The 13,351-nt window shown below is 53.2% G+C and carries 9 protein-coding genes; 2 read left to right on the top strand and 7 right to left on the bottom strand.

The features are described from left to right. Positions 1-107: 107 nt before the first annotated feature. Positions 108-1,085, top strand: coding sequence for a magnesium/cobalt transporter CorA (corA, locus tag VE954_RS24965; protein WP_324957954.1), 978 nt, complete (start codon positions 108-110; stop codon positions 1,083-1,085). Here corA and VE954_RS24970 read toward each other — a convergent pair. Genes VE954_RS24970 through VE954_RS24990 form a run of 5 tightly spaced genes read right to left on the bottom strand, consistent with a single transcriptional unit; the run spans position 1,063 to position 7,678 of the window. After that, positions 1,063-2,760, bottom strand: coding sequence for a response regulator (locus tag VE954_RS24970; protein ID WP_324957956.1), 1,698 nt, complete (start codon positions 2,758-2,760; stop codon positions 1,063-1,065). The two genes, corA and VE954_RS24970, sit on opposite strands and share 23 nt — an antisense overlap. Beyond that, positions 2,753-3,340, bottom strand: coding sequence for a chemotaxis protein CheB (locus tag VE954_RS24975; protein ID WP_324957958.1), 588 nt, complete (start codon positions 3,338-3,340; stop codon positions 2,753-2,755). Before VE954_RS24975 ends, VE954_RS24970 begins: the two co-directional genes overlap by 8 nt. Continuing rightward, positions 3,340-4,179, bottom strand: coding sequence for a protein-glutamate O-methyltransferase CheR (locus tag VE954_RS24980; protein ID WP_324957960.1), 840 nt, complete (start codon positions 4,177-4,179; stop codon positions 3,340-3,342). Before VE954_RS24980 ends, VE954_RS24975 begins: the two co-directional genes overlap by 1 nt. Beyond that, entirely contained in the window at positions 4,179-7,343 is a 3,165-nt protein-coding gene (locus VE954_RS24985; RefSeq protein ID WP_324957962.1) for a response regulator, read from the bottom strand. The genes VE954_RS24980 and VE954_RS24985 overlap by 1 nt, the downstream gene beginning before the upstream one ends. Continuing rightward, positions 7,334-7,678: a metalloregulator ArsR/SmtB family transcription factor gene (locus VE954_RS24990; protein ID WP_324957964.1), complete on the bottom strand. Its 345-nt coding sequence runs from the start codon at positions 7,676-7,678 to the stop codon at positions 7,334-7,336. The genes VE954_RS24985 and VE954_RS24990 overlap by 10 nt, the downstream gene beginning before the upstream one ends. A 431-nt stretch (positions 7,679-8,109) precedes the next feature. Here VE954_RS24990 and VE954_RS24995 point away from each other — a divergent pair, with 431 nt between their 5' ends. Further along, entirely contained in the window at positions 8,110-8,676 is a 567-nt protein-coding gene (locus VE954_RS24995) for a hypothetical protein (protein ID WP_324957966.1), read from the top strand. 116 nt (positions 8,677-8,792) lie between these two features. Here VE954_RS24995 and VE954_RS25000 read toward each other — a convergent pair whose 3' ends face one another. Together VE954_RS25000 and VE954_RS25005 are read right to left on the bottom strand one after the other, a co-directional pair. Then, positions 8,793-11,069, bottom strand: coding sequence for a hypothetical protein (locus tag VE954_RS25000; protein ID WP_324957968.1), 2,277 nt, complete (start codon positions 11,067-11,069; stop codon positions 8,793-8,795). Positions 11,070-11,236: 167 nt separating this feature from the next. Beyond that, positions 11,237-13,351, bottom strand: a 2,115-nt coding sequence (locus VE954_RS25005) for a hypothetical protein (RefSeq protein ID WP_324957970.1), incomplete at its 5' end; no start/stop codon positions are given.

Here is a 13,351-nt window from a genome sequence, read left to right on the forward strand (position 1 = left end):
GATTTCAAGGATTCCTTGCGCGTCAGAAGATACAAATACCTCTGGCCGGTCCGGGGAGGGTAGTGATAAACAGAGCATACCGTGACGCCTCACAGGGAGCCTTTCGCATGTTTCGAATTTTGGACGTTGGACCGGATGGTTTAGTGCAAATCCACGAAGACGTGTCATACATTGGCCCGCCCGCCGCAGGTTGTTGGCGCTGGGTTGACCTTACCTCTCAGGATGATGTCCAGCTTGAAGCGCTTCGTCATGGTTTCAATTTCCATCCACTCGCCATTGAAGACTGCTCGCACTTTGATCAAAGGCCCAAGGCCGAGGAATATGGCGGCTATCTTTTCATCGTTACCCAGGGGTTTGTGTGCGAAGGCGGCTCAATTGAAAATCTGAAGATTCTCGAGCTCCATACCTTTCTGGGCCCGAATTTTCTGGTGACCGTGCATAGCGAAGGCATGGACGCGCTGGATATGGTTTGGAAACGCGCGACAGGTGATGGTTCATTGATGCGTCGCGGCGTTGATTTTATTTATTATCTGATTGCCGATCGCATGGTGGATGCGAACTTTCCAATCCTCGATCTGGTGACGGAGGAGTTGGAGCTGCTTGAGGAAGAGGTCCTGTCCGATCCGCAGCGGGAAAACCTGACCCGTATTTTTGAGTTGAAGCATCTGCTCGTCAGCATGCGCAAGGTTCTGTCGCCGCAGCGCGACGTGCTCGCGGTGCTGACCAAGTTGAGCGATGGATATATTTCGGAGCGTTCGCTCCATTATTTCCGGGATGTCTATGATCATTTGATGCGAATCAATGAATCGATTGAAGCCAACCGAGATTTGCTGGGCAATGCGCGGGAGGCCTACCTATCTTCGGTCTCGCAGCGTACCAATGAAATTATGAAGCATCTGACGATCATGAGTGCCGTGTTTCTGCCTTTGGCGTTTGTCGTCGGGTTCTTCGGTCAGAATTTTCATAACCTGCTGGGTATTGCGGACTGGACGCAATCGGATCCCCTGATGTGGTCCATGGTGGGGCTGTGCGCGGGGATCCCCTTGGTGATGTTCCTCTGGTTTAAGCGTCGGGACTGGGTCTGAAGCCCGGGACCTGCCTTTGATCCATTCCCAAGAGGCGTGGATCGACGCTGGTATGGTGCTTGATGCGCTCGATGAGGCGCTGGTAGTCGATAGGTTTTGAGAGATGATCACTATAACCTGCAGCCATACACCGCGCCCCTTCCTGTTCAAATGCATAAGCCGTCAAAGCAATGATGGGGCGATCGAAATTCTGACGACGCAGATTCCTGGTCGCTTCCAGCCCATCCATGACAGGCATCTGAACGTCCATGAAGACGAGATCATAGGATCCCTTAAGCGCCATTTCCATACCCTCTCGACCATCTCCAGCAATATCGACGTCAGCGCCCAAGCGCAGGAGAATGCGATTCAAAAGTGTTCGGTTGTCACGCGAATCGTCCACGACTAAAATCTTGAGATTATTAAAAATGGCTTGAGTCGGCAGCACCGGAGCTGTTTTCACCTTGGGCACGACGGACAGCCTGGCTGGTCCCGCGTCAATCGAAATCTCGAACGTGCTGCCCTCGCCTGGCGCTGTTTGGGCAAGCACAACATCACCGCCGAGAGCCTGAGCCAGTTGCCGTGATATCACGAGGCCCAATCCGGTGCCTCCAAACTTGCGGGACGTGGTGATTTCTGATTGAACAAACGGATGAAAGAGGCGAGCTGACTGCTCACTGGACAGGCCAATGCCGCTGTCTTTGACGGCAATGATCAACTTTCGTTCATTGCTGTCCGGACCTTTAAGTTCCATGCTGGTCGTAACTTCAATCGCGCCATTCTCAGTGAACTTGATCGCGTTTCCAATAATATTAATTAAAATTTGCTTGAGGCGGGTGGGATCCGTTCGGATAAAGTCAGGGACGTTGCCTAATAGGCTAAATTTCAGACTCTTCTCAACCACTCTGAATTGCAAAGCCCGTTCGATGTCGGCCAGCAAATCGGGCAAAGCCACGTCCACCAATTCCACATCCAGGAGGCCGGCTTCAATTTTGCTCATATCCAGAACGTCGTTGATCACCTTCAGCAGATGCTGGCCGTTCCGGCGAATGACGTCGATGCAGTCAGCATGTTCTTCAGGGCTATGATCGGAATACTGGAGAAGATCGGCGAAACCCAGTATAGCGCTGAGAGGCGTGCGAATCTCGTGGCTGATATTGGAAAGGAAAGTGCTCTTGGCCGCATTTGCAGCTTCAGCAGCCACTTTCAAACGAGCCAGTTCATTCCGTTGCAGAGTGATTTCTTCCACCTGACCTTTCAAAGTTTTGCGGGCATCATAGAGTTCCACGAAAACCCTGACTTTGCTCTCCAGGGCAGCGGGATCAAAAGGCTTGGGCAGAAAATCGACAGCGCCGGCTTCATAGCCTTTGAACATTTGCTGCTTGTCCGAGGCCCCGGCCGTCACGAATATGATAGGAATATGACGACTCTCGCGACGACCACGCATCAGTTCAGCCACTTCAAAGCCGTTCAAGTCAGGCATCTGCACGTCGAGCAACGTGAGCGCAAAATCATGGTCAAGCAGAAGGCTCAAGGCTTCACTGCCAGACTCGGCAGCCAGGATTTCAATGTCCAGTCCGAACCCGTTTATGACCTTGATCATCGTTTTAATATTGGCAGGCACGTCATCGACCACAAGAATCTTTGTTCTTGCAGCGCCTGCGCCCGCAGTCATGGTTCGTGAATCGTTAAGCATCTGTTGATCCCTTCTGTCGCGCGAGAAGCATTCCTATCGTCTCGAGAGTGGCCACATGATCCACGGGCGTTGCGTCGATCGCAGCCTGCGGCATGGTCCTGGCTTCTGCAGTATCCGGGTCCTGGACGAGAGCAAGACCCCCACGTTCTTTGATCATTCTGAGTCCATGAGCCCCGTCGTGGTTGGCTCCTGTGAGCACAATTCCTATGAGTTCCGTCCTGAAAGCCAGCGAAGCCGATTCAAAGAGGACATCAATCGATGGTCTGGACCAGTTCACCAGTTCGTCCTCGCTCAGCGCCAGCGTGTGATCCTCTTCCACCAGGAGGTGATACCCGGGTGGTGCCAAATACACATGACCAGCTTCAATCGGCGATTTATCCGTGGCTTCCTTCACAGGCAGCAAACAATCGGAGCGAAGAAGCGCAGGCAAAAGCATCGGCGTATCAGACGGAAAATGCTGAACGATCAGGATCGGAAGCGCGAAATCCGCGGGCAGCAGCCGAAGGATCTTGCGCAGTGCGTTCATGCCACCTGCGGATGACCCCATCACGACCGCTCCAGTTGACCCAACTTTGCGCATCAATGGCCTCCCAATTTTTGGAAGATCCGAGCGTCCAGATTGATTTCGCTGAAAACGTTCTGATAATCAGAAAAACTAAGGGTTTCCTTCGGCCCAAGACACATAAAACCTTTGAACAGGAGGCTATCATAAAACGTCTTTAAAACTCTATTCTGCATAGCCCTGTTGAAATAAATCATCACATTCCGGCAGAGGATGAGGTGCACTTCCGAAAATACGCTGTCCGTCGCGAGGTTATGTTCCGCAAAAACGACTTTATCCCTCAGCGAGCGATCCATGAGGACTGACCCATAATCGGCTGTATAGTAGTCACTGAATGACCCAAGTCGACCGGCTTTTTGATAATTGGCGGTTGAAATCTGAATTTCTTCCGTTGTGAAAACGCCTGATCGAGCCTTACGCAAAGCCGTGGGGTTGATATCCGTGGCATAAAGAGTGGTGCGCTTGAGCAAACCCTCTTCGTGCAGCAGGATCGCCATGGAATACACCTCTTCACCTGTGCTGCAGCCCGCGTGCCATATCCGAATCGAGGGGTACGTCGCGAGAACGGGAAAGACCTCATCAATCAGTTTTCGATAGACCTTCGGATCGCGAAACATTTCACTGACTGTGACCGTCATTTCACTCAGGAGCAGAGCAAAAAAAGTTTTGTCACGCACAGCCCGCGCCTGCAGCTCAGTGATGCTGGCACATTCAAACAGCTCACGTGCTCTCAGCACACGCCGGCGCAAGGAAGCCGGGGCATAGTCACGGAAGTCGTAACCATAGGATTGATGGATCGCCTTGATAAATAGGGCGATTTCCTCGTTGGTGGCTTGATCTTCAGATTCAAGGTTCATTAAAATCCTTGTGGCGCGAGCCATACGCGAATAAGAGAGGTCAGCCTTGCGATATCAATTGGCTTCGCCAGGTAATCGTTGGCTCCGGCCGCTATACAGTTTTCCTGATCACCTTTCATGGCTTTGGCCGTAAGGGCAATCATCGGAAGTTTCGTAAAGCGCGCATCCAATCGAATCCTGCGCATGGCTTCGAGCCCATCCATGATAGGCATCATCACATCCATAAGAACCAGGTGCTGGTCAGGACTTTTGTTCAAACGTTCCAGGGCCTCTTCGCCGTTTCGTGCGACCGTGACAATGGCGCCGTTTTCATCGAGAAGGCGACTCAAGGCGAAGACATTGCGCAGGTCATCGTCAACCAGAAGGATCTTGGCACCAAGGAAAATTTCATTGCGATCGCGAAGTTCCTTGAGAACCTGCTGTTTGCCAGCGGGCAGCTCGCTTTCCACGCGGTGAAGAAAGAGTACAACTTCATCCAGCAGTCGTTCCGGAGAGCGAGCTCCTTTGATGATGATGCTGTCAGTATACTTCCGGATGGCCTGCTCGTCTTCGCGGGTCAGGTCCATTCCCGTATAGACGACGACGGGGGGACAGGATCCGCCCGGTTCGGCGGCCATGGTTTCCAGCATCTTGAGACCGGACATATCGGGTAGACTTAAATCGAGAACCACGCAGTCGACAGCTGTCGTCGCAAGCACCTCCAAGGCTTCGGTGGCACTGCTCGCTCCGAATGATTCAACATCCTTGAGGCCTGCAATCAATCCTTGCATGCTTTTGAGTTGGATCGCATTGTCTTCCACGATCAGGACCCGCTTGAGCGATCCGGCAGCGACCGCTTCAATTTTCGAGAAAGCTTCCATGAGCGAGTCTGCTGTGACCGGTTTCATGAGGTACCCTACGGCTCCCAAATGAAGAGCGCTTTTCCTGCGGTCCATGCCGGATACGACATGAACAGGGATGTGCCGCGTTTTCGGATCCTTCTTGAGCTGCTCCAGAACCTCCATGCCGCCCAATCCCGGAAGTTTGAGGTCCAGGATGATGCCATTGGGTAGATAGCGCCTGGCATCGGCAAGTCCGAGTTCACCGTCTTCGCTAAGAATGCATCTGAATCCAAGCTCCCTGACCTGTTTGGAAAGGGTATAAGCGAAGCTTGGGTCATCCTCTATGATCAGAAGGCTCCTCTGTCCTGGCGCGATGGAATCACGGTCATCCTGAAAGGAATGGGAGCGTGACCTGCCATCGTTTGCCGGTTGCGGCTCTGGCCGCACCAATTCCCTATGCTGACGATGCACCGACACAGGAGTCAGGACCGGCGGGGCTGCATCTTTCAATCGCAAACGGACTGGCAGGTAAATGGTGAAGGTGCTGCCCTTGCCTTCGATACTTTGGAGGCCTATTTCACCCTGGAGATGGAACGTGAGGTCGCGCGAGATCGACAAACCGAGACCTGTGCCACCGAAGCGCCTTGATGTGGTGCCATCGGCTTGCTTGAAAGCTTCAAAAATAACCTCCTGCTTGTCCTTGGGAATGCCTATGCCGGAGTCTGACACGGAAATGGCGATAGGTTTGTCCTGATCGTCGGAGCGTGTAATATGCAGGCGAACATGACCCTTTTGTGTGAACTTAAGAGCATTCGACAGAAAATTCTTGAGTATCTGTTCGAGCCTCTGCCGATCTGTAAACACTTCCCGCAGCGCGTCCTTGTCGACATTCAACGCGAAATCAATCCGCTTTTTATCGGCCATTGGTCTGAAGGTGCGTTCAAGGCTTGCTGTCAAATCACCAAGGTCCACCAATTCTGGGTTCAATTCCAATTTGCCTGATTCAATTTTGGATAGATCCAAAATATCATTGATCAGCGACAGCAGATCATTGCCGGCCGTTACGATGGTCGTCGCGGAATCAACCTCGTCTTCAGAGAGGCGGCTGGCTTTATTGTTGGCCAGCATTTGGGCTAGAATCAGAATGCTATTCAATGGCGTTCTGAGCTCGTGAGACATATTCGATAGAAATTCAGACTTGTACTGGCTCGCCAGTTCAATCTCGCGCTTCGAAGATATCAGGAGCGTATTTTTCTCTTGGAGTGCTTCCTTCTGTTCTTCCAGCAAGGCCTGCTTGAGTTCAAGATCCGCATTGCTTTCTTCAAGGGCGGTCTGCTGCATTTCCAGCTTGGACTGCGAGGCCTCAAGGGCTTTGGCCTGCTCGTGCATTTCTTCGTTCAGGGCTCTTAGCTCTTCCTGCTGAACCTGCATTTCTTCGGAAAATCTTTGCGACTGATGGAGAGACTCCTGCAGGCGGACACGACTCAAGGCCAGATCGATGGCAATACCGATATTTTTCGGGGCCAGACTCAAAAATGTACGCGTGGCTGCCGAAAAGGGCGTCAGGGAACCGAGTTCAAAGACGCCGCGCAAGGTGCCATCGAAGAGCACCGGGACAGCCATGATGTATCGCGGCGGAAGACTGCCGAGGCTGGACTTGATTTTTAAATAGTAGTCCGCCGGCAAATCCGCCAGCTCAAGAATTTTTTGTTGGGCGCCGGCCTGACCTAAAAGACCTTCATTGGGGGCAAAGGTTTGACCCATGCCTTCGTTGTCAGCATAGGCATAGACTGCGGCCCTGCGCAGAAAACAACCTTCGTCTGAAAGATAAAACGAGCCTACGTTCGCACCGATGTGCTCGGCAAGCTGATTTAAAAAGTTCTGGCAAAGCACAACAGGTGCCTGGACGCCTCGTATGGCATCATTCATTTTGGAAAGCCCATCGTGTATCCAGGCTACCGTTTTAAGATCCTCGCTGATTTCCTGAGCCTTCAGGTCGCTTTTCTCGAGGGTGAGCTGCGAGCCGATGAACTTGCTCACGATATAGGCAGACGCCCAGAAGGTGGTGACGCCCAGGATACGTGAGACCTGACCAATCCAGGAATCCAGAGTCGAAGTCGGAACCTTGAGAATGGAGGCTGCCATGAAAAGAGAAGCCAAGGTTGCCAGTACCAAAGGAAGTCTGGGTTGGCGTGTGAATACACCAAAGGTAATCAAAATAACATGAAGGACCCATACAGTTGTGCCGGTCCGGCTCTGAAAGTCGATAACACCAAGTACAAGGGACAGAATGATCAGTAAGGTCTCAATCAACCACTGCCATTGACTCTTTTCTATTCGCACGGGCTTTCCTCTGTGTCGATGGAAGTGAAATGCTGGGAACTCGCTTTGAATGAAGGTTCCTGCATGAGAGCCTCCTGAACCCAGGTTAGAGCCTTTCGAACTCTTGGATCGGCACTCTCGCGGGCCAGTCGGTAGTACAGGATGCGGCCATGTTTTCGAGAATCGACCAGACCTGCACTGTAAAGGATGGACATGTGTTTCGAAGCGGTTGACGCAGCAAGCGGGATCAACTGGGTCAACTTTGCAAAGGCCAGTTCCCCATCCATCAAAGCCATGATTAATTTAAGACGATTTTCATCGGCAAGAGCTTTGGTGATGGCGGCTAAATTTCGCAAATGCCGGCTCCGCCAAGCTTTCATGAATATTCGTTGGTTGACGAATAATGAAAATATGCAGTTTTGTCAATGGGATTCTGCGAAAAGAGAGGGCTGAAAGGCGTGTGGGAAGGTATGCAGTCGATGTTCTGCTTAAGGAAATTGGTTCGTTGAACTGATTTGATCCAGGATCGCGTGTCCCAGCACAGATTAGCGTGGGGATTAAACAGGTGACGCCAATCTCGCCAGGAATGCGACACACGTTGACTCGCATGTTTGGGCTTGCCGCAAAAAGTTCGATGGAATATCGAACCTCAGGAATATGATTTTGAGTTTAGCTTGGTCTCGAATGGTTCGCTGGTTCGATTTGCTGGGCCTTAGCTTGATCTCATTGAAAGCTTAATATAAGTTTCAGGATATAAACTTTCCAAATCATTCTGAGGTAACGAGCCATGGTTTACGAAAAGAAGGAAAGCTCAGGCCGGTCGTTGGAAGAGGAATTCTTCGCACGTCAAAATCAAGAACTCATGCAAAAGCTTCGAGCCCAAAAAACTCGCGCGGAAACCAAAACTCAGCTCTCTCAGTATTCGGGTATTAAGGATGACTCCGTACTCGAAAGCTTGCTTAATCAAAATATTCAACCGTCAACTTTAGTCGCCCTCACGTTTGTACCTTTGATACTGACCGCATGGGCCGATCGTACGATGGAAACAGCCGAACGCAATGCGATCCTTAAGGCCATGGCTGAGCAGGGTATTGATGTCAATCATGCAGCTTATGAATTGCTTTCAGACTGGTTGAAAGAAGCGCCTGGCCCTCATCTTTTTGAAACCTGGAAAACTTATGTGAAGGGTCTGGGCCAGACTATGGAACGAACTGCATTTCTTAACCTGAAGACACAAATCATGCAACGCACGCGATCTGTGGCGGAAGCCGCGGGCGGATATCTGGGCCTGGGTTCCAAGGTTTCAGCCATCGAGAAGGAACAGATGACTCAGTTGGAAAATGCCTTTCTTTAAGATCGAAGGCCGTACCAATATTCATCCGGTTCAACCTGCACATCGCGAAGTCTGTGCCCTCATTCTTCAAGCCATTTTTAAAAACCCCAGTCCGAAGGCTGGGGTCTGATCATGTCCTACTGACGAAGGCCAAGGGCCCGTTCGATGGCTTGGAGACGCAGCTCGTGGTCGGTCATATCCTGAGCTGGTCCTGGATCGCCCTTGTCACCTTTGTCACCTTTTTCGCCCGTCAGACCCTGCTCGCCTTCAGGTCCTTCGGGGCCGGTTCTGCCTCGCAAGCCTTGCGGTCCTGGATCACCTCGATCACCTTTTGGTCCAACTGTGCCTCCAGGTCCTTGCAGACCCGTTTCACCCCGTGGACCTGCATCACCTTTTCGTCCTTGTAGTCCGATGTCACCTTGGAGACCTGCATCACCTTTTGGTCCTATATCGCCTTGAAGGCCTTGCGGACCCGTTTCGCCTCGTGGACCTGCTTCACCATTTGGTCCTTGTGGCCCGATTTCGCCTTGGGGACCCGCATCTCCCGTGGGTCCTTCCGGTCCTGCTTCGCCCTGTGGACCGGTCAAACCACTTTCACCGCGCGGACCTTGGAGGCCAATTTCGCCTTGAGGTCCGACTTCGCCATGCTGTCCCTCATCACCCTTTGGACCCTGAGCACCTGCGGGACCCATTTCACCTTGCGGTCCAACATTGCCTTGATCGCCTTTGGCTCCCGTTTCACCTTGTGCACCCGTGTCGCCTTTTGGTCCTTGCGATCCAACATCACCTTGATCGCCTTTGAGTCCCGTTTCACCTTGTGCACCCGTGTCACCCTTAGGTCCTTGCGATCCAGCGTCACCTTTGGAGCCGGCTTCGCCCTGTGGACCTAAATCGCCTTTGGGGCCCTGGGCACCTGCTGGTCCGGCTTCACCCTGCGGACCGACATCGCCGCGTGCGCCTTGTGGTCCGATATCTCCCTGGTCGCCTTTATCACCTTTGAGTCCGGCTTCGCCTTGACGACCGACATCACCGCGTGTGCCTTGTGGTCCGATATCTCCCTGGTCGCCTTTATCACCTTGTGGTCCGGCTTCGCCCTGACGGCCGACGTCGCCTCGTGCGCCTTGTGGTCCGATGTCGCCTTTATCGCCTTTGGCTCCGGTATCACCTTGTGCTCCCGTGTCACCCTTAGGTCCTTGCGATCCCACGTCACCTTTTAATCCCTGCAGGCCGACGGGACCCGTATCACCTTTATCACCCTGAGAACCCTGCGGGCCTACGAGGCCACGTTCACCTGATTCACCTCGCGCACCCTGTGGGCCGGCATCACCCTTGAGCCCTGTGAGACCCGTGTCTCCTTTATCGCCCTTAATACCCTGAGGACCCGCTTCCCCTCGTTCACCCTTGAGACCCTGAGCTCCAGCTGCTCCCGCTTCACCCGAAAGTCCGCGTTCACCTCTGGCCCCCATGTCGCCTTTGTCCCCTTGGGGCCCCTGTGGTCCCATGGGTCCCGCTGGCCCCATGGCGCCCGCTGGCCCCATGGCGCCCGCCGGTCCTATGGCTCCCGTCGGTCCTATGGCTCCCGTCGGTCCTCCCTGACCTTTTTCCCCCTTCTCGCCTTTTTCCCCCTTCTCGCCTTTTTCTCCCTTTCCGCCTTTTTCCCCCTTTTCTCCCTTTTCTCCTTTTTCCCCTTTCTCACCGCGCTCCAGGATACCTACCCGGCTTGCACTCTCGGTCGCGTTCCCTGTCAGGAAATAAAACGGCACATCCTGCCGTCCATTCTGGGAGCTAAGGGTCACCTTCAGGTCGCTGGTATCGCGGCGGAGAAGATCAGCACTCAAAGGCCGTTTATCACCAAGCAGCAGCAAAACTTTACAGCTCGCATCATAAAGAAGCTGATGATTCTCAGAACCCCAAACCATGCGACCCGTATTTTTCTCGTGAATGGAAATCTGTGTCGACTCACGATACATGCAGTCGTCAGCCTGCTCACGGCATCGGCATTCGGTCTGGAGGAACACGACAGATCCATGCGGCGCCAGCGTTCCTGCCTGGTCCTTCAACACCGGAATCATCGGTTCGTTTTTGTCGCGCAGGCGATTGCCATTCCAATCAAAAATCAATTTCAGCCGGTCCTGCTTTCCCTCGGGGGCGTCGTCAGCATTCACCTGAACGGACCCCGAGCACAAACTCTGCTCACCTTGAAGCTGACACGTCACCTGACTGAAATCGAGGGCGGGCGAAATCCAATCCTGACCATCCCAGATCATCGCATGATCAGCCAGTGCCTGAGCGTCCGTCAAAGACTCGGGCGTTTGTATTCTGATGGGAAACTGGATTGAAGCTGCCCAGGCAGGCGCAGCGCAGACGAAGAATAGAGCTTTCAACCAGAGGGCGTTACCCAGGCTTAATCGCATGATTCACAGCTCCTTAAATGGCATTTCCTTTATCTTCGGTTGCCGGAGGAGGTGGCTGTAAATTGAATGAGAAAGTCGCGATTGGTTGACTGCAAAAAAGGGGCCGAACCCACAGTCTTATCCTTGGTGTTGCGGCAGCACTGAACGCGAGCAACGCAGGCGTGCTATCAAGGCAAGTGAATCATCAAAAGCCCTTTGTTGATATTAATCCACAATCGATTGTCGGCATCCACGATCAGGCTGATGTATTCGACTTCCTTATCCTCTTCCTTGAAGAGGTTCTTCAGGTCCGTTTTGTTGAAGAGATGGCGGATCCTGCCCGTGCCGCTCTCTACCAAATGGATATCGTAGTCAACCGTGATGATAAAATCCCCACGTGCATTCTTAACCGCATGACCCAGGACCATGCCCCTGGTTTGGATCGGTAAGAAGGTCTTCTCGCCGGATGCAGGTTTGAACAGCCACATTCCCTCAGGCTTGCCCTGTTGGAATCTATCGTGCACCACCAGCGTTTCGGCATCGGCTTGCACGACGTTATTCGGACCCGCAAATCCGTCTTCGGACCAACGCCGTTCGCTCACCCAGCCGCCTGTGGCTTCATCGTAGCGCAGAAGTTGCTCGCTGCTGGAAGTATGGATGGAGTTTTGCAAAGAATACAGCCCATGCAGATGAACGGAATCGACTCCTGGGACAACACTTGTGAAGCTTGTCTTGTCGGCCTTGATAAAGCCCGCCTGGTTGCGGTTGGGCTCATAGATCCAGATGCGTCCCTGCTGATCTTTAAGACCACCTTTGAAATTGGAGTATTTGGTGAAGGTGTGAATCCGCTGCCATTGCAGGGTATCCGGATCCAAGCGATGCAGGCCCTGGGGCTCGATCGCATAGCCTTCGAATTGTTCCTGACTGAGCAGCAGCTTTTCGTCAAATTGCGGGCTCGCCATGAGCCTGGTCCAACCCGTTGCCTCCTGCAGATAAAGACCATCATTCGGCACATAGATTCGTGGCTGACCGTTCGTCAGCCAGAAATTGCTGATCACGCCATCTGCAAACCCTGCCGGACGCCTGATCAAAAGCCAAGGACTGACGTTGACGTAATAAGGATACTCGAGACCGCCATGTTCTTTGGCCGCCACCCACAGGCCCTGCTGCTCGAACACGGGTTTGGAGCTGGCACCGATTTTTTGCAATCCAAGCATACTAAAATCCCAGTAACGCAGCCCTTCGGCGCCCGACTGAATAAGACCCTGCCCGGTTGTCCAATAAAGTTCACCCTGATCCGTAACATCGGGTGTCATATGCTGCTGAAAGCCGATTTCGGCGAGTTCATGAATCGGCTGCCATGCCTGGGTTCGATTGTCCCAAATGTTCGGGCCCAGGAGAACCTGGCCGCGAGCTGTCACGAGGAAATCACGGCCGATAACATCCTTCCAGGGCATCAAGTCGGGACGTTTCATGCTTTGCAGCTCGCCTCCCTCGCCGCGCAGAATCATAAGATTTTCGGGCTGTTGGCCGAACGCAAGCCAAAGAGCATGACCAGCATCGAGCCCCAGGCCAAGCAGAGGGAGTCCATTCGTATCAGGCCAGCTGTCCAGGATCGGAAGCCAGCTCTCACCCGCAGAGGCTTTGTGATAGACCTCGCTGTCGCAGGCCATCCAAAAATGTTGGCGATTGTCCCGGGCAAAACGCAGTCGATCCCCTGCCTCGGCACAGCGATGCTGTTGCCACGCCATGGGCAAATCCAGTGTCAGCCATTGCCCCTTGTCGAACAGCTGAATGCCGCCTTCAGGCTTCTGACACCAAAATCCACCCGGATGCATCTCGGGTCGCAGACAGCGAAATGTTGGCTGATCCGGTGGCAGAGGCAAGGCATTCCAGAAGGCTCCATCCCATCGCGCCAGGTGAGCTGTCGGTACGCTGTCTGAACCTGTAGCAAAAACCTGCTCGCTCACGAGGTCACCTGCTGCTGACAGCCAGAACTGAATAGGCTCAAGAGGCTGTGTATCCGTCTTGATCCGAGGCAGCAGTTTCCATTGATTCGTTTGACTGTCCCATTGCTTGATGTCCGTCCGATTTTTCAGAAATATTCGGCTCCGACTATCCTGCAAGAGGCCCGAGATGCTGTTTTCGGACGCGAGGCTGAGACCCTTGCGCAAAGGCAGCCAGCGTTCGGGTTGGATGCCAATCGATGCCGAGGTTTCTTCCAGATGACCCGCACCATCGTCCAGACGGGCTGTGACGCGGAGAAAACCATTTTGCCTCTGAATATTCTTCCAAAATCCTGC

It is taken from the genome of Oligoflexus sp. (genome assembly GCF_035638955.1).
In the GTDB taxonomy this organism is placed as follows: Bacteria; Bdellovibrionota_B; Oligoflexia; order Oligoflexales; family Oligoflexaceae; genus Oligoflexus.

Bases quoted from the DNA above. Each gene is read 5' to 3' on its own strand.
- corA (WP_324957954.1), top strand. From the start codon at position 108: ATGTTTCGAATTTTGGACGTTGGACCGGATGGTTTAGTGCAAATCCAC.
- VE954_RS24970 (WP_324957956.1), bottom strand. From the start codon at position 2,760: ATGCTTAACGATTCACGAACCATGACTGCGGGCGCAGGCGCTGCAAGA.
- VE954_RS24975 (WP_324957958.1), bottom strand. From the start codon at position 3,340: ATGCGCAAAGTTGGGTCAACTGGAGCGGTCGTGATGGGGTCATCCGCA.
- VE954_RS24980 (WP_324957960.1), bottom strand. From the start codon at position 4,179: ATGAACCTTGAATCTGAAGATCAAGCCACCAACGAGGAAATCGCCCTA.
- VE954_RS24995 (WP_324957966.1), top strand. From the start codon at position 8,110: ATGGTTTACGAAAAGAAGGAAAGCTCAGGCCGGTCGTTGGAAGAGGAA.
- VE954_RS25000 (WP_324957968.1), bottom strand. From the start codon at position 11,069: ATGCGATTAAGCCTGGGTAACGCCCTCTGGTTGAAAGCTCTATTCTTC.